The sequence below is a fragment of the Bacillus sp. REN10 genome, from assembly GCF_016820555.1.
In the GTDB taxonomy this organism is placed as follows: Bacteria; Bacillota; Bacilli; order Bacillales; family Domibacillaceae; genus Bacillus_CE.
This window is the reverse complement of sequence record NZ_JADHDW010000012.1, coordinates 1-16,483: the sequence shown is the minus strand read 5'-3', so window position 1 is coordinate 16,483 and position 16,483 is coordinate 1. Positions and strand designations below refer to the sequence as shown.

General features: G+C 40.7%; 22 protein-coding genes. 18 read left to right on the top strand and 4 right to left on the bottom strand.

Going from position 1 to position 16,483, the window contains the following annotated elements; translation table 11 throughout:
- Nucleotides 1-84 precede the first annotated feature (84 nt).
- The 14 genes from infA to IRB43_RS14570 all read left to right on the top strand — a co-directional run bounded on the left by infA (nucleotide 85) and on the right by IRB43_RS14570 (nucleotide 9,557).
- Nucleotides 85-303: a translation initiation factor IF-1 gene (gene infA, locus IRB43_RS14635; protein WP_094833992.1), complete on the top strand. Its 219-nt coding sequence runs from the start codon at nucleotides 85-87 to the stop codon at nucleotides 301-303.
- Nucleotides 304-338: 35 nt separating this feature from the next.
- Nucleotides 339-452: a 50S ribosomal protein L36 gene (rpmJ, locus tag IRB43_RS14630; RefSeq protein WP_016205879.1), complete on the top strand. Its 114-nt coding sequence runs from the start codon at nucleotides 339-341 to the stop codon at nucleotides 450-452.
- 24 nt (nucleotides 453-476) lie between these two features.
- Nucleotides 477-842 carry a 30S ribosomal protein S13 gene (gene rpsM, locus IRB43_RS14625; protein WP_203364235.1) on the top strand — a complete coding sequence of 122 codons (366 nt, stop codon included), beginning with the start codon at nucleotides 477-479 and terminating at the stop codon, nucleotides 840-842.
- A gap of 25 nt (nucleotides 843-867) precedes the next feature.
- Nucleotides 868-1,257, top strand: a complete 390-nt coding sequence (gene rpsK / locus IRB43_RS14620; protein ID WP_203364234.1) for a 30S ribosomal protein S11 — start codon at nucleotides 868-870, stop codon at nucleotides 1,255-1,257.
- Nucleotides 1,258-1,426: 169 nt separating this feature from the next.
- A complete protein-coding gene (locus IRB43_RS14615; protein WP_203364233.1) occupies nucleotides 1,427-2,371 on the top strand; it encodes a DNA-directed RNA polymerase subunit alpha in 945 nt (314 codons plus the stop codon).
- A gap of 41 nt (nucleotides 2,372-2,412) precedes the next feature.
- Nucleotides 2,413-2,808: a 50S ribosomal protein L17 gene (gene rplQ, locus IRB43_RS14610; RefSeq protein ID WP_203364232.1), complete on the top strand. Its 396-nt coding sequence runs from the start codon at nucleotides 2,413-2,415 to the stop codon at nucleotides 2,806-2,808.
- Nucleotides 2,809-3,105: 297 nt separating this feature from the next.
- Entirely contained in the window at nucleotides 3,106-3,945 is an 840-nt protein-coding gene (locus IRB43_RS14605; RefSeq protein ID WP_203364231.1) for an energy-coupling factor ABC transporter ATP-binding protein, read from the top strand.
- The gene (locus IRB43_RS14600; protein WP_203364230.1) at nucleotides 3,921-4,790 is read left to right on the top strand and encodes an energy-coupling factor ABC transporter ATP-binding protein; all 870 of its coding nucleotides are present in this window, start codon (nucleotides 3,921-3,923) and stop codon (nucleotides 4,788-4,790) included. The genes IRB43_RS14605 and IRB43_RS14600 overlap by 25 nt, the downstream gene beginning before the upstream one ends.
- Nucleotides 4,787-5,584, top strand: a complete 798-nt coding sequence (locus tag IRB43_RS14595) for a CbiQ family ECF transporter T component (protein WP_203364229.1) — start codon at nucleotides 4,787-4,789, stop codon at nucleotides 5,582-5,584. The genes IRB43_RS14600 and IRB43_RS14595 overlap by 4 nt, the downstream gene beginning before the upstream one ends.
- Nucleotides 5,585-5,597: 13 nt before the next feature.
- Entirely contained in the window at nucleotides 5,598-6,341 is a 744-nt protein-coding gene (gene truA / locus IRB43_RS14590) for a tRNA pseudouridine(38-40) synthase TruA (RefSeq protein ID WP_203364228.1), read from the top strand.
- Nucleotides 6,342-6,492: 151 nt separating this feature from the next.
- Nucleotides 6,493-6,930 (top strand): 50S ribosomal protein L13, encoded by a 438-nt coding sequence (gene rplM / locus IRB43_RS14585; protein WP_203364227.1) that lies wholly within the window; start codon nucleotides 6,493-6,495, stop codon nucleotides 6,928-6,930.
- A gap of 23 nt (nucleotides 6,931-6,953) precedes the next feature.
- Nucleotides 6,954-7,346 carry a 30S ribosomal protein S9 gene (gene rpsI, locus IRB43_RS14580; protein ID WP_203364226.1) on the top strand — a complete coding sequence of 131 codons (393 nt, stop codon included), beginning with the start codon at nucleotides 6,954-6,956 and terminating at the stop codon, nucleotides 7,344-7,346.
- A gap of 276 nt (nucleotides 7,347-7,622) precedes the next feature.
- Nucleotides 7,623-9,143 carry a multicopper oxidase domain-containing protein gene (locus IRB43_RS14575; protein WP_203364225.1) on the top strand — a complete coding sequence of 507 codons (1,521 nt, stop codon included), beginning with the start codon at nucleotides 7,623-7,625 and terminating at the stop codon, nucleotides 9,141-9,143.
- A 69-nt stretch (nucleotides 9,144-9,212) separates the two neighbouring features.
- The gene (locus IRB43_RS14570) at nucleotides 9,213-9,557 is read left to right on the top strand and encodes a hypothetical protein (RefSeq protein WP_203364224.1); all 345 of its coding nucleotides are present in this window, start codon (nucleotides 9,213-9,215) and stop codon (nucleotides 9,555-9,557) included.
- Between the two features lie 172 nt (nucleotides 9,558-9,729).
- Here IRB43_RS14570 and IRB43_RS14565 read toward each other — a convergent pair whose 3' ends face one another.
- Both IRB43_RS14565 and IRB43_RS14560 read right to left on the bottom strand, forming a co-directional pair.
- Nucleotides 9,730-10,629, bottom strand: coding sequence for a hypothetical protein (locus IRB43_RS14565; protein WP_203364223.1), 900 nt, complete (start codon nucleotides 10,627-10,629; stop codon nucleotides 9,730-9,732).
- Between the two features lie 4 nt (nucleotides 10,630-10,633).
- Nucleotides 10,634-11,614 (bottom strand): hypothetical protein, encoded by a 981-nt coding sequence (locus IRB43_RS14560; protein ID WP_203364222.1) that lies wholly within the window; start codon nucleotides 11,612-11,614, stop codon nucleotides 10,634-10,636.
- A gap of 327 nt (nucleotides 11,615-11,941) precedes the next feature.
- Between IRB43_RS14560 and cwlD the strand changes: the two genes are divergently transcribed.
- Together cwlD and IRB43_RS14550 are read left to right on the top strand one after the other, a co-directional pair.
- Entirely contained in the window at nucleotides 11,942-12,646 is a 705-nt protein-coding gene (cwlD, locus tag IRB43_RS14555; protein ID WP_203364221.1) for an N-acetylmuramoyl-L-alanine amidase CwlD, read from the top strand.
- 85 nt (nucleotides 12,647-12,731) lie between these two features.
- Nucleotides 12,732-13,784: an Mrp/NBP35 family ATP-binding protein gene (locus IRB43_RS14550; protein ID WP_203364284.1), complete on the top strand. Its 1,053-nt coding sequence runs from the start codon at nucleotides 12,732-12,734 to the stop codon at nucleotides 13,782-13,784.
- Between the two features lie 41 nt (nucleotides 13,785-13,825).
- Here the strand turns inward: IRB43_RS14550 and gerD are convergent, their stop codons facing one another.
- Nucleotides 13,826-14,389, bottom strand: coding sequence for a spore germination lipoprotein GerD (gerD, locus tag IRB43_RS14545; protein ID WP_203364220.1), 564 nt, complete (start codon nucleotides 14,387-14,389; stop codon nucleotides 13,826-13,828).
- Between the two features lie 142 nt (nucleotides 14,390-14,531).
- On the opposite strand from gerD, the gene IRB43_RS14540 reads away from it, so the two are divergent.
- A complete protein-coding gene (locus IRB43_RS14540; protein WP_203364219.1) occupies nucleotides 14,532-15,143 on the top strand; it encodes a KinB-signaling pathway activation protein in 612 nt (203 codons plus the stop codon).
- Nucleotides 15,144-15,156: 13 nt separating this feature from the next.
- Here IRB43_RS14540 and IRB43_RS14535 read toward each other — a convergent pair whose 3' ends face one another.
- Nucleotides 15,157-15,903 (bottom strand): polysaccharide deacetylase family protein, encoded by a 747-nt coding sequence (locus tag IRB43_RS14535; RefSeq protein WP_203364218.1) that lies wholly within the window; start codon nucleotides 15,901-15,903, stop codon nucleotides 15,157-15,159.
- Between the two features lie 98 nt (nucleotides 15,904-16,001).
- Between IRB43_RS14535 and IRB43_RS14530 the strand changes: the two genes are divergently transcribed.
- A complete protein-coding gene (locus IRB43_RS14530; protein ID WP_481748159.1) occupies nucleotides 16,002-16,259 on the top strand; it encodes a hypothetical protein in 258 nt (85 codons plus the stop codon).
- Nucleotides 16,260-16,483: the final 224 nt, after the last annotated feature.

The window sequence follows — 16,483 nt, the reverse complement described above, 5'->3', positions numbered from 1 at the left end:
ACCAGGCTCGCTTAACACCGGTATAGCGCTGCTTACCTTAGCTTTAGCGGGGTTCTGTATGAAAAGAGAAGGGAGAATAAATTCATGGCGAAAGACGATGTTATTGAAATTGAAGGTATTGTGGCCGAAACATTGCCGAATGCGATGTTTAAAGTGGAATTAGAAAATGGTCATACGATTCTAGCTCATGTGTCTGGAAAGATCCGTATGCACTTCATTCGTATTCTGCCAGGAGATAAAGTAACAGTGGAACTTTCTCCTTACGATTTGACTCGTGGAAGAATTACTTATCGTTATAAATAATTAATGCACTCCGGACTATGAAGGAGGTTGGAAAAATGAAAGTAAGACCATCAGTAAAACCAATCTGTGAAAAATGCAAGATCATCCGCAGAAAAGGTAAAGTTATGGTTATTTGTGAAAATCCTAAACATAAACAAAAACAAGGATAATTATAAAGGGAGGTGCACATATATATGGCACGTGTAGCAGGTGTTGATATTCCACGCGACAAGCGTGTAGTTATCTCATTAACTTACATCTATGGTATTGGCAGAAATACTGCTGAAAAAATCTTAGCGGAAGCTGGTGTTTCTCAAGACACTCGCGTACGCGACCTTACAGAAGATGAATTAAACAAAATTCGTGACATCATTGACAAATTGAAAGTTGAAGGGGATCTTCGTCGTGAAATCTCTCTTAACATCAAGCGTCTAATGGAAATCGGTTGTTACCGTGGACTACGTCATCGTCGTGGTTTACCAGTTCGTGGACAAAATACGAAGAACAATGCTCGTACTCGTAAAGGTCCTCGTAAAACTGTAGCTAACAAGAAAAAATAATCGGTAAAGGAGGTCAATTTTCGACATGGCTCGTAAACAACAAACTCGTAAGCGTCGTGTGAAAAAGAATATCGAATCAGGTATTGCACACATTCGCTCAACATTTAACAATACAATTGTAACTATTACAGACGTTCATGGTAATGCTCTGTCTTGGTCTAGTGCAGGTGCACTTGGTTTCAAAGGATCACGTAAAGCGACTCCGTTTGCTGCACAAATGGCTGCTGAAACAGCTGCAAAAGCATCAATCGAACATGGTATGAAATCTTTAGAGGTAACTGTTAAAGGTCCTGGTTCTGGTCGTGAAGCTGCGATTCGTGCGCTTCAAGCTGCAGGATTAGAAGTTACTGCTATTAAAGACGTAACTCCAGTTCCTCATAACGGATGCCGCCCTCCAAAACGTCGCCGTGTTTAATCTTTCTGTATAATTTTTATATCTCTGTCAATAATGGGATATAATAGAATGTTGCGTTCGATGCAGGAATAGTAAACCAGTTGTTGTGCACAATCGGGAACGTAAACATGGGGGAATTTCGGTTGAAGGTTAAACCGGGGTTTCGACGTATTGAAGGAGGTATAATTGAATGATCGAAATTGAAAAACCAAAAATTGAAACGGTTGAGATCAGCGATGATGCCACTCACGGAAAATTTGTCGTAGAACCACTTGAGCGTGGATATGGTACAACTTTGGGTAACTCCTTACGTCGTATACTATTATCCTCACTCCCAGGTGCTGCTGTCACGTCAATTCAGATTGACGGGGTATTGCATGAGTTCTCAACAATTGAAGGCGTCGTAGAAGATGTGACATCGATCATCTTAAATATTAAGAAGCTAGCGCTTAAAATCTACTCTGATGAGGAAAAAACGCTAGAGATTGATGTGCAAGGAAATGGCGTAGTAACAGCTGCTGATATCACGCATGATAGTGATGTGGAAATTCTTAACCCAGATTTGCATATTGCAACGTTAGGTGAGAATGCGCATTTCCGTATGCGTTTAACAGCACAGCGTGGAAGAGGTTATACTCCAGCTGATCAAAACAAAAAGGAAGATCATCCAATTGGTGTGATTCCAATCGACTCCATCTATACGCCAGTTGAGCGTGTCAACTACCAAGTAGAAAGCACGCGCGTTGGACAGCTAACAAACTATGATAAATTATCATTGGATGTTTGGACAGATGGCAGCATTGGTCCGAAAGAAGCAATTTCTTTAGGAGCAAAAATCTTAACTGAACACTTAAACATCTTCGTAGGCTTAACAGACGAAGCTCAAAATGCTGAAATTATGGTAGAAAAAGAAGAAGACCAAAAAGAAAAAGTTCTAGAAATGACAATTGAAGAACTTGATCTTTCTGTCCGCTCTTACAACTGCTTAAAGCGTGCTGGCATTAACACAGTACAAGAGCTTGCAAGCAAGAGTGAAGAGGATATGATGAAGGTCCGCAACCTTGGCCGTAAATCGCTTGAAGAAGTGAAAGCGAAGTTAGATGAGCTTGGTTTAGGATTAAGAAAAGAAGATTGATAACAGAATAAAAGACGATTTCAACAAAGGAGGGTATCTTCATGGCTTACAGAAAGCTAGGACGTACAAGCGCTCAGCGTAAAGCAATGCTTCGTGATTTAGCGACTGACTTAATCATCAGCGAGCGTATTGAAACAACTGAAGCACGTGCGAAAGAACTTCGCTCAGTTGTGGAAAAAATGATTACACTTGGTAAACGTGGTGACTTACATGCTCGTCGTCAAGCGGCTGCTTTCCTTCGTAACGAAGTAGCATCAGTCGTTGAAGTAGAAGACGAGAATGGCAAGAAGAAAGAAAAGCCTGTATATGCATTACAAAAGCTTTTCTCAGATGTTGCTCCTCGTTACAGCGAGCGCCAAGGTGGTTATACTCGCATCATGAAAATGGGTCCTCGTCGTGGTGACGGTGCACCAATGGTTATTATTGAGCTTGTGTAATTATCAATGAAACCACTACAAGGGCAGACACTCCAGCTATGCTTGGGTTTTGCCCTTTTTTTATAACATAAGAAAGTGTTCATTCATCTTTCTCATGTTCGTTGAAGACTGAATAGTATGAAGCTTGAGCGTTATGATGAGCAACTTAGGGTGACTCGTCTAGCTCATGCACCCCTTCCACTCTTATGTGATTAAGAGGCCGCTTCGTTGGCAGAAAAGGATTTTTTCTTTGGAATGGGGTGCGGGCTTTTTTTGTATAGGCAACTTTTTTATGGGGAAGTTGGGAGGAGGAGAGTCATGAAGGAGCCGATTATTTCGATTGAACATGTATATTTTCAATATCCTGAACAAGCCGATTATGCTTTAGAAGATATTTCACTTCATGTATACCAGGGAGAGTGGTTGGCAATTGTTGGACACAACGGTTCAGGCAAGTCGACTCTCGCCAAAATGTTAAATGGCCTTCATTACCCTGGACAAGGCCGTGTGACGATTAGTGGAATTTCGTTAGAAGAAGCACAAGTTTGGGAGATTCGTAAACGGCTTGGCATGGTCTTTCAAAATCCTGATAATCAATTTGTGGGCACGACTGTACAAGATGATGTGGCTTTTGGGTTAGAAAATAATGGAGTTCCATATGCGGTAATGAAAGAAAGAGTAGAAGATTCCTTGCATAAAGTAGGAATGCTCGATTTTCTGAATCAAGAGCCGCACCATCTGTCAGGGGGACAAAAGCAGCGGGTAGCTATTGCGGGTGTGATTGCTTTGCAGCCAGAGATCATCTTACTGGATGAAGCGACCTCCATGCTTGATCCTAGGGGAAGAGAAGAAGTGCTGCAGACGGTCCGTCAGTTAAACGAAGAACAGCATTTAACGGTTATTTCAATTACGCATGACTTAGAGGAAGCCGCGCGTGCGGATCGAATCATTGTGTTAAATGAAGGGAAAGTACACACAGTCGGAACACCTGAAGAGATTTTTCAACTGAATGAGGAACTGGTTCAATTAGGCCTAGATGTTCCTTTTTCAGTGAAGTTAAGTGAGCAGCTGCGCTCCAATGGGTTTTCGATTCAACAAAACTATTTAACAGAAGAAGAGCTGGTGAGGGAACTATGGATATCCAACTTCAAGAAGTAGATTATCATTATGCAGCAGGAACTCCTTTCGAACGTAAAGCTCTTCACCATGTCAGCTTCACCATTCCGAGCGGTACCTATTTAGCGATTATTGGACATACCGGCTCGGGAAAATCAACTATCTTGCAGCATTTAAACGCTTTACTGCAACCGACGAATGGACAAGTGCGCATTGGCGACCGCACCATTTCCGCAGACAAAAAGGAAAAAAATTTAAAGGACGTGCGTCGGCGTGTTGGAATTGTCTTTCAGTTTCCAGAGCATCAGCTGTTTGAAGAAACCGTAGAGAAAGACATTTGCTATGGACCAATGAATTTCGGAGTGTCGGAAGCAGAAGCAAAGCAGCGAGCGAAACAAGTGATTCGGCAAGTCGGCTTGTCTGAAGACATGTTGAAAAAGTCTCCTTTTGATCTGTCAGGAGGGCAAATGCGGCGTGTGGCGATTGCCGGTGTACTGGCGATGGAGCCTGAAGTCATCGTATTGGATGAGCCAACAGCAGGGCTCGATCCGAGAGGGAGAACAGAGATGATGGAGATGTTTGCTACTCTTCATAAAGAGCGAAACTTATCCACCATCCTTGTGACCCACAGTATGGAGGATGCCGCTCTTTATGCCGATGAAATGGTGATTATGCATCAAGGGAAAGTATATCAAAAGGGCAAGCCGCGAGAGTTATTTTCTAAACGGGAAGAGCTGTTTCAGTTAGGGCTAAGTGTGCCAGAGGTTGTTCGCTTTCAGCATCGCTTTGAAGAAGAATCGGGAATCAAACTCGGAAAAACTTGCCTGACGACGAATGAGCTTGTTGAGCAATTGCAGACTGTATATAAGCGGGGTGAAGACCAGTGATGGAGAAAATGGTCTTTGGCCGCTATTTGCCGATGGATTCTCTTGTTCATCGATTAGATTCCCGGGCAAAGCTATTATTTGTTTTTGTCTATGTAGCGATTGTGTTTCTTGCTAACAATGTAGTTACTTATGGCGTGTTAGCTCTGTTCACTTTGTTAGCGATCTTTTTATCTAAAATCAATCTCCGTTTTTTAATTGCAGGGTTAAAACCGGTCTTATGGTTAATTATTTTTACGTTTGTTTTGCATATTTTTCTCACGAAGCAAGGGGACTTGCTTTGGAAAGCAGGCTGGATTGAAATTTATGAAGGCGGATTAAAGCAAGGGGCTTTCATTTCCATGCGCTTTTTATTGTTGATCTTTATGACGTCCTTGTTGACGCTGACGACATCGCCAATTTCAATCACAGATGGACTAGAAAGCTTATTAAAGCCGTTTAAGAAGATGAAGCTTCCTGTTCATGAGCTGGCGTTAATGATGTCGATTTCTCTCCGTTTTATTCCGACATTAATGGATGAGACAGAGAAGATTATGAAAGCGCAAATGGCTCGGGGAGCGGACTTTTCTAGCGGTCCAATCAAAGAGCGAATCAAGGCGATGATCCCACTCTTGATTCCGCTCTTTGTTAGCGCCTTTAAACGGGCAGAAGACTTAGCCACGGCAATGGAAGCGAGAGGCTATAGCGGCGGCGAAGGCCGGACGAAATACCGGTTGTTGAAGTGGACAGCAAAAGATACAGCCGTTTTGCTTGTGCTCGTGCTTTTAGCGTTTGTATTGTTCTATTTAAGAAGTTGATGGAGTGGTAAAGATGAATCGCATCAAATGTACAATTTCCTATGATGGCGCGTTGTTTTTTGGTTATCAAGTTCAGCCAAATGGTCGGACGGTCCAAGAAGAACTCGAAAAAGTGCTGAAAAAAATGCATAAAGGTCGCGATGTGAAAGTGACCGCTTCTGGGCGAACGGATGCCGGTGTTCATGCCGTTGGACAAGTGATTCATTTTGACACGCCATTGATGCTCCCTGCTGAACGATGGCCCGTCGCCCTAAATAGCCAGCTTCCGGGAGATATTTCCGTATTAACAGCCGAAATCGTGCCAGAATCGTTCCATGCTCGCTTTTCAGCAGTCGGAAAGGAGTATCGGTACAAGATCTATCAAGAGCCATTTAGAAGCCCTTTTAAGCGCTTCTATGCCCATCACTGTCCATTTCATCTCAACTTGGAGTCGATGCGTCAGGCGGCTACTCATTTGATCGGTACGCACGATTTCACGAGCTTCTGTTCAGCGAAAACGGAAGTGCAGGATAAAGTGAGAGAAGTAAAAGAGATTACTATTCAACAGCGAGATCATGAAATTGAGTTGACATTTGTCGGAAACGGATTTTTATATAATATGGTCCGAATTATGACAGGCACTTTAATGGATGTAGGCAGGGGAAGACTAACTCCCGATGAAGTAAAAAAAATTTTAGAGGCAAAAGATCGGGGGCAAGCAGGCAAAACGGCACCGGCAGAAGGCTTATATCTTTGGCAAGTATTCTATGGCAACTAATCCGGGTGTGACATTTTTTCTTGACAATGATTTCTGAAAGATATATTATATCATATGGTATGTTATTTAACCCCACGACGAGCCCCGGAAAGCTATTCGTGATATAAATACAGTGAACCAAAAACATATTTCTTTAGGAGGGTAAACAAAAATGCGTACGACTTATATGGCAAAAGCTAGCGAAATCGAACGTAAATGGTACGTTGTTGATGCTGAAGGCAAGACTTTAGGTCGCCTTTCAAGCGAAGTAGCGTCTATTTTACGCGGTAAACATAAACCAACATATACACCACACGTTGACACTGGTGATCACGTGATCATCATCAATGCAGAGAAAATCGAATTAACAGGTAAGAAATTAACAGACAAAATTTATTACCGTCACAGCATGTACCCAGGTGGATTAAAATCCCGTACTGCTTTAGAAATGCGTACTAACTATCCAGAAAGAATGCTTGAGCTTGCAATCAAAGGCATGCTTCCAAAAGGTTCTTTAGGACGTCAAATGGCGAAGAAATTACACGTTTATGCTGGCCCAGAGCACAAGCATGAAGCACAAAAACCAGAAGTTTACGAACTTCGCGGATAATTAATTAAGAGGAGGTCATTATCTTGGCACAAGTTCAATATATCGGAACAGGCCGTCGCAAGAGCTCAGTTGCTCGCGTGCGCTTAGTACCTGGAGATGGAAAGATCATCATCAACGGACGTGACGTAGTAGACTATATCCCATTCGAAGCTTTACGTACAGTAATCAAGCAACCTCTAGTTGCAACTGAAACTGTAAGCAGCTACGATGTACATGTAAACGTAAACGGAGGCGGCTACACAGGTCAAGCTGGAGCAATCCGCCACGGTATCGCGCGTGCGTTACTTCAAGCAGATCCTGAATTCCGTCCAACATTAAAACGCGCTGGTTACTTAACTCGTGACGCTCGCATGAAAGAACGTAAAAAATACGGTCTTAAAGGCGCTCGTCGTGCACCTCAGTTCTCAAAACGTTAATCTGGCGTTTCAAAGACTCTCAACCTTTTTGGTTGGGGGTCTTTTTTGGCTCTGAAAATTGCATGCGGCTATGTTATTTTTTTGACCATATATGATCAGAAATTGAAGCTTAATGTATTTTTGAAATGTAGCGACTGTTTGTTATGTGTTCCATTCCATTGGTAGGTATAAGTTCTACATCATAAAAATGTGTTCTAATCTATTGGACATATGACGTGTCCCTTTCAGATAGCCTTCATAAGATGTATAGAAAAACTGAAAAGGAGTGAGTTAGAGTTGGCTATAAGACATTATGTCCTTTTGGCAACTGATGGGTTTGTTCATCTTCCACCTGGTCCAGATATTCTCTGCCCGGATGATGAGGCTCGCAAGGAAGTCTATGTTTTTGGTTTCGTTGGAGGTCTTTATAGAGTTGATGATACTATAATCAACTCGGATTTGAATTGGGAGAATAGTGCTAAGTGGTCTACACTTCAACAAATGAAGGGTACTGCTACAATTCCATCTCCAATTATTTGGGGAGAAGTAGGGGACCGGATATACGTAACATTAATTAATTTGGGAATGAAAGAACGAGATGATCTCTTGGATTTCCACACGATTCATATGCATGGTGCACATGTGGCAACTCAATTGGACGGTTTTCCAGAGAGTTCCTTCGGCGTTCCTATTTGGAATACACTTCCTCCAGATCAAACGCCAGACTACGCGCCGCCTGCCGTCACTTATTATTTTAATCCAGATCATCCGGGAACTTATATGTATCACTGTCATGTTGAAGCTTCTGAACACGTGCAAATGGGAATGTATGGTGCCCTTGTCATCTATCCGTCTGTTGAAAGCCTAAAGATGGCGGGTATTAAACAAAATAAAAAAGGCGAGTGGCTGCTTAATGGGAAGAAACAACATCAAATTCCTGAGACGGCTACCAACCGTAACTTTGCTTATAATGACATTAATACCTACTTTGATAGTGAATGGCTAATGCTCTTATCCGATCTTCATACAGATTGGCATGATGCAGTCTTCGCCAATGCAGACTTTAATCCTGTCGACTTTAGACCTAACTACTGGCTGGTTAATGGCCGAGCTTTTCCTGATACCTTACTTCCACATCCACAGACCCCACTGCCGACAGTTGACCCAAATCTAAGACAAATCAACTATGAATCTTACGTCAATGTCAAAACTGGTGATAAATTTCTATTGAGAATGATAAATATGGGTTATGCTGTTGTTCCTTGGCACATTCATGGTTGGCACTTTACAGTCATTGGAAAGGATACCCATGTAAGTCCTTTTCTTAAAATTGCTGACTTATTGAGTGATCATAAAGAAGTACATGGAGTGCACGAAATTCGTAATGAAAACTTTACTATAGGTATTGCTTCCGGAGAAACATATGACTTACTTTTAACCGCAGACGATAAACGTCCTCAATACAGAAACTACATTGTGAACGATCAGGATGGTTTTCCGTCCCTTTGTTCCCAGTTGAATGATCTTATTTCCTTTGCAAATGCCCATCCTGAACTTGTAGACAGTTCTCCAGTATTTGATATCCCGACTGAACCTGTCAATTGTTCAAGTCCTTCAACGGTGAATTATGTAGATATTTGTGCAGATTTACAGGGTGAAGACCGATTCTTTCCGCAATTCTATCCTGCCCACAATCATGATGACTATAAAGTAACAAATGATGGTACGTATCCGGGTGGCCAACTAGTATTATTCCAGATCGATGCACCTGATCTGCTTGCAAAAAACGATGATGATTGTGATTGTGATTGCTATTAATAAGTAAGCATCTATCCTTTTGGGTAGGTGCTGTTATAGAGGTGATCTACTTTGAAAATTGGTAGGTGGATGCGAAGAATTTGGTATCTCTCCATTATTAGGTTACGCAGGCGTAAGCTGGAAGTAACAGCGGCATTTTTAAGTGGGAATGGCAGCTTTGTTGATGTGCGGTATCGGTTGACAAGACCTGATAAAGCGGAAGGAAGAAGCCACATTTTTTTGATTGATGAAGCATCTGGAGAAGTGTTGCCTTTAATGGTTTTGCCAAAGCAAGGTGCTGTCAGAACCAAACATAAAAATGATCAAAGGACTGGTGTTTTATTATTTCGCAACCAGAAACATTTCATTAAGTCAGGTTCTAAAGTAACTCTTGTGTTTGGGCAGTTTGTTGTAAAGAATATTGAAATTAAATAAGCGATATATGTTATGCTACGCTCAATAAGAAAAAGGCACAAAATTGTATGGTTCTATTGGCAAGAACACACTTAGATTATTGTTTTAGGGCTTTCTAGAATGCCCTAAAACAATAATTTATTGATTCATCAGCTCTGTTTTGGATCGGAGTAGTATACAACGGTATTTTATTTCACTTTCTTTTGCCTAATAATGCATATCCTACAAAGAGAGTGACGGCAATGGAGGAAATATAAATCAATGTTTCGTTATAAAATAATGTATCAATTATATCTGCCCCGTTTGTACCATTAACAAAAATATCATACGGATTCGATTGACGATAAGAAATAGGAAGTGGGTCTCCAATCACGTAATGACCATAGGTGTTTTCTGTTACCTCTTTTATCACTTTCATTTCATGTCCGTTTCGATCTTCAAATAGTAGTGTAAGTTGATAAGTAGAATCCTCATGTTTTCGGTAGGTAATATATGAATATTTGTCGATAATTTTTGCTTCTGTACTGGCTTTCATCCATGGAATCAATTTGTGAAATAAGTTGTACAAAAATGTACTCGCAAAATACATAAATATCGCCGTTACTCCAATTAATATCCCCATTCCATTAGTGGTACGTCCTAAAAATGTCTTTTCTTCAAGAAATCGTTCGACAGCAGGGAGAATTTCTGAAATAAGGAGAAAAACACTTCCGATTGAAAACAAGCCAAACAGTAGAATGGCTACTAAATAGAGTATATTTCCAAACAGCATATCCCGAATAGTTAAAAAGCTTATCGACGAAGTAGCCAAGCCACTGATCCTATCACCTGGCTCAAGTTCATGGATTTGCTTTTTTGAAATGCGATTAAGAGCATTCACTTCTTCTCCATTCGGAAGTTTTACACGAACGTAATAGGAAGGAGGAGTGAATAAACTTTTCTCTCCGATTTTGTCGATGACGATGGCCTCTTGTTCTGTCGCGGAAAGCAAATTATATTCTTCAAGGTAACTTTCAATTAAAATGCCAGTAACTAGACCGAAAAACAAGATGGACAGAATGATTCCGGCTCTTTCTTTTATTTTTTCTGACATAAAGTCACCACCTAATGCTTCCACTACAATTAATTTCTTTTATTTTACGCTCTTTTATAGGTTCACCAGGAAAGACTAGATGCAGATAAGCTTCGTCCATTCCGGCATCTCGAAGCAAGTGGATCGCTTGAAGCAGCCGATCTTCATTATATTCACTAGATGTATACAAGGTGATAATATGTGCTAGGTCTGAACCTCTCTTTTCCTCGAATTTAGGTCCTAATTCGGAAGAAAAGGTAAAATTCAATTCGTTTAACTGATGAACAATTTTCTCGTTCATGAGCTCGCTTGAGTGGATGGCCACCAATTGTTCCGCCAACACAGAGTGGAAATCATCCGCGGGATGAAGTTCATAAGAAAGAATGTCGAATTCGACGGGCGCTCTTTGAAAGTCCTCTTTTTTATATTCAACTACATATCCATATTGTTTGGCATCCACCTTGAAGGAAAGCGAGGTCTCAAAAGGAACATCACGGACAGTTATGCTCGCCATCTTGTTCATCGTTTCAACCAGTTCATCAACATTTGTTTGCGCTCCTTTATATAATCCCTTGAATGTAATGTTGGCTTCCTTATTTGTCGTAAACGCACTGAAAACGTTCATTTCCCGAAATCCATTGTCTTCAAGAATGGTATATAGTCTCTTGTACTCTTCATCATGCTGCAAAAGCCATTTGTGCTTAGCTGATACATATTCGTCTTTAAATTGATTGAAATCGCCTGAATGGATCGAGCCATGAAAGACGATTTTTGGTTCATTCACCGTTTCAAACGTCAGATCATAACTTTTTCCGAAAAAAGTGGAGAAAAAAGCGATCAGCATGGGGCCAAGGGGACCCGAGGGCTCAACATTAATGGTTTTGACTTCAACCCCATACTCTTTCTTCATTTCTTTTTCGGCATAGGAACTCATTTTTGCTTTTGATGAGGCGCAGCCTGCTAATAGGACACTTACAAACAGAAAGACTATGATCATTTTTTTCATCTCTTCACCTCTTTGTTGAATCGAACGGCACGTCCTCGCTAATGATTTCAATATTTTGTATATGTTTATTTTCACATAAGTTATCCGATGAATCCACCGTGTGCAATATCTTATGAAAGAGCTACATGAATAATTAACTAAGGTTGAAAACAAGTGTAACTAATTTACAGCTCCTCGGGTAAACATCAGAAGAGGAAACGGACATATGGCTTAATTATTTAAGAAAGTGAGCCGTCCTTTTTTTGAAAAACTTCAATCAACCACTATTCATAATCTTTACCTTTGTCCCATAAGTTAGCTACAGGAGGATATAAAGGTGGGGATGAGATGACAAGGTGGAAGAAGTTTAGTGCGATTTGTTTGGCGGTTGCTCTTTGTATTTTTCTCTTTCAACATTTTATCGCCGACCGGAACTCTTGGAAGCCGTGGAATCTTCCGCTTTCCGGGAAAACGATTTATTTAGATGCAGGTCATGGGGGGCCAGATGGCGGAGCGGGAGATGACGAGGCGTTAGAGAAAGATGTCGCTCTGGCTGTGGCGGAAAAAGTTCGTGATTATTTGCAAGGACAGGGAGCGGTAGTATTGATGACAAGGGAAAGTGATAAGGATTTGGCTGATCCAGGTACAAAGGGGTACAGGAAGAGAAAAACAGAAGATTTAAAAGAGCGGTTGCGGCTAATTAATGAGTCCAAAGCTGATTTATTTGTCAGTATTCATTTGAATGCGATTCCTTCTCCTAGATGGAGAGGCGCACAAACGTTTTTTATGCCGACCCTTCCAGAGAATACAAAATTGGCCAAAGCGATTCAAGATGAAATGGTATTGAATCTGGAAAATACCACGAGAACAGCCAAGGCAATCAATCATGTGTATTTAATGAAATATGCCAATAAGCCCGGAGCGCTCATTGAAATTGGCTTTTTATCGAACCCGGATGAGAAGCAGGATTTAATGACGGAGGAATACCAAGAAAAGGTGGCGGCTTCGATTTATAAGGGGGTTATGAAGTATTTAGATAAAGAGCAGAAGTGAAAGCATGCCCAGTCCTTCTTTTGCATCGTGGGAATGTGATATACTAGGTAAGATAAATGATGACAAAAGAAGGACGGTGTATATGTTGGTAACTGTAGAACAAGTTCGTGATATTTTAGAGAAAATGGAAGATCCTTTTTTACATAAAACTTTAGCTGAAACAAATGGAATTCTGGACATTAGCGTCAAGGAAGAGAAGCAGCATGTTAGTGTGAAAGTGGCGATTGCCCAAACTGGAACGGCAGAACAATTGCAGTTGCAAATGCAGATTGTGAATTCGCTGAAAGAAGCGGGCGCGCAAACAGTGGGTATTCGTTTTGCGGATCTTCCGGAAGAAGAGTTAGCGAAATACCGCGACGCAGAGGGAGAGCAAGGAGAAGGTCTCCTTTCTCCAAATAGCAAGACAACATTTATCGCGATTGCCAGCGGAAAAGGCGGCGTTGGTAAATCAACAGTATCTGTGAACCTAGCTGTGGCTTTGGCTCGTCTTGGAAAGAAAGTCGGGCTTGTGGATGCTGATATTTATGGTTTCAGTGTTCCCGATATGATGGGTATCACCCAGCGCCCGGTTGTTCGTGGAGATAAAATTATTCCAGTTGAACGCTTTGGCGTAAAGGTGATTTCGATGGGCTTTTTCGTCGAAGATAATGCGCCAGTGATTTGGCGTGGCCCGATGCTTGGGAAAATGCTGACAAGCTTCTTCCAAGAAGTAGAGTGGGGAGATCTTGATTATTTGCTACTTGATTTACCTCCAGGAACAGGAGATGTGGCATTAGATATTCACTCGATGCTCCCACATTCCAAAGAAATCATTGTGTCCACTCCACATCCAACAGCAGCATTTGTAGCCGCTCGTGCAGGAGCAATGGCACTACAAACGGACCATGAAGTTATTGGCGTGGTAGAGAACATGGCGTATTTTGAAAGCAAAGTAACGGGTGAGAAGGAATATGTCTTCGGCCGCGGAGGCGGAGATAAGTTGGCAGAAGAACTTCGAACAGAAGTATTAGGCCGTTTGCCGCTGCAACAGCCGGATTGGGATGAAGAAGACTTTGCCCCATCCATTTATGCAGAGGATCATCGATTAGGTTTCATTTATAAAGAAATCGCAGAAAAAGTAAACGCGAAATTAAAATAAAAAGGCAGAGCGGCGAAAAAGCCGCTTTGCCTTTTTTCTTGTTATTTCTTTTCGGCTTTTTCTTGTTCTGATGCGGCCTTTAACAAAATGTCTTGAATTTTTGCTTGATACAGCGGACTTTCAAAAGTTTCATTCATGACTGTTTGCAGGTGTTTACGGTATTCTTTGCTTTTTAGCAACTTGGTCACATTTTTTTCATATTCAGGATCCTTTAAAAGCTCAAGCATCATCGCCTGATACTGTGGGTCCTTCATTAAAGACTTTAATAGCGCCTCATGCTCTTTTTTCATACTTTTGGCGACAGCTCCAGCAAAGGCTGGATCTTTAAACGCTTCTTTCCAAAACTTCTCTCCTTTATCCGATAAAATTGTTTGCTCGATCGATTGAGAAACAATCTTTTGGTCCATCACTAGCTGCTGTTTTACTTTTTCATCTTTCATCATTTCTTGCAACGCTTTCTTGCCATCATCTGTTTTTAATATATCAACGACCATTTTCTTTGTCGCTTCATAATCCATTTGAGCATTGCCTGTAGGTGGTGTGCTTCCTCCACAAGCGGATAGCAAACATACGAGTAAGAGGAGCGGCAAAGTCGTTTTTAACATAGGGAAGCTCCTTTCAATGTTTGGTCTTATCATTAATATGAGCAGAGTGGTCGAAAATATACGATGCCGACCTTTGCCTAGATTTTTTTCACTCCCGTTGATACAATCAAAAGAGCATAAATATATTGTTGGGGGTAGGAAAGTGACAATCCGGAATTGGGTAAGGTTTTTTGTACATACATTAATAATTGGCGGAGTTGCAGCTGGTATTATCGGGTTATTTATTCGTTGGAATGAATTATCTCCGCTTATGGCTCAAGGCGACTGGAAAGATGTGTTCTCCATCGTGACTTGGCATGTGGCTGTCGGTTTTACATTCAGTGTGATTAGTCAAATGGGTTTTTTCGCCTATTTAACCGTTCATCAATTTGGGGCGGGAATGTTCCGGTCATTTTGGAATAGCGTTCAGCTTCTCTTGATTGCGTTTGTTTTATTTGATTTAGTGTATTTTCGCTTTCAAGCTTTTTCGGATCAAAGAGAGTCCCTATGGCCTTACCTTTTGTTAGCTGGATTTTTATTGTTAGTAGGAGTAGCTACTGCCACAGCGAAAGCGAAATTAACGAATAAAGGCGTGTTTATTTCCGCTTTGTTCTTTATGGTCGTTCTTACAGTGTTGGAATGGTTACCTGTGTTGCAAGTGAATGACAAAAAATGGCTGTACATCATGTTGTTCACCTTGCTGCCGTGCAATGCGTTTCAGCTTTTAGCTCTACCTAAATATAATCAGCGTATAACGGAAAAAAGCGGAGCTTAACGGCTCTGCTTTTTTAGTGAATTAATTTGGTTTCAGCGACTCCGTTGTCAATTAATTGTGAAATGGTTACCATCCGGTCTGCATTTGACACATGTTGAATCACTTGCGGAAGGAGCTCATTTGTTTGTTTAGCTGAATCAGAAGCATGCATCAAAATGATATCTCCTGGCCGGACCGTTTTCACTTTCGACATAATATGTTCAGAGCCGGGATTTTTCCAATCATCTGTATTAATGCTCCAATGCACATACGTTAAATTCATTTCTTTCGCTACATGAATGACCTCTTTGTTAAAATGTCCTGTCGGCGCCCGTAGCAATTCAATATCTTCTATTTGCAGTTTTTTAAATACTTCCTCAGCTTTTAGTATATCTTTTTTAATTTCTTCATTGGTTAAAGTTGTATAATCTACATACTGATAACCAAGTAGTCCGATTTCAAAATGATGTTCTTTCATTTTTTTGACTAAGTCTGGGTGCCGCTCTGCCCATGAACCCGATAAAAAGAAAGTAGCCTTCGTTTTATGCCGGATCAATGTTTGCACAATTTTGCTCGCTTTCTCATCTCCCCAGCCAATATCAAAGGTTAATGCGATTCCTTTTTCCCCTTTATAAATTGCTTTAGGTGTATCTTTTGAAGAAAAAACTGGCATACTAATCAAATTTTTTGAAAACAATAAAAGGGCAGTAAAAAATGAGACCAGTACTAAAAGCAAAACTTGCTTCGTTTTTTTGGCGTTTAATGTATAGAAATGAGTCATGCTCTCCCTCCGGTCAAGTAGTCTTAGTGAATTTTATGAGCATGTACATAAATATTATGACAAACAAATCAAATCTTTGAATAGCATAGAAGTATAGGGTGAATAAAAAGATAACGGGTGATGAAATGCTAGCACTTTTAATTAACGAGGAAGAGAAAAGAGAAATTTACTATTTGCTTAAAAGAGAAATGGATGAAATATTATTTGATCTTGGAGATACACGAATTGCTGAAGCGGTGAAATCGTCTATGAAAACGAAGTACGAAAGGCTATTTGAGTTATTTAAACGAGTGGCTCCTGAGCGGGAATGTATGGAATATTTAGCTTATCAAAAAACTTTTCTAAAAAAGTTTTAAATTGTTGTTGACTTTATTATTTGATCCGTGATAAATTATTACTTGTCGCCAAGACAACGGCGATGAGAAATGAAAAAAGCAACTTGAAAAAAGGTTGACTGACAGCGAGGCTTTGTGATATATTAAAAAAGTCGCTGTTAACGACAGTGAGTTGAAATTGATCTTTGAAAACTGAACAAAATAAACGTCAACGTTAATTCAAATTTTATTTTATGAGCAAGTCA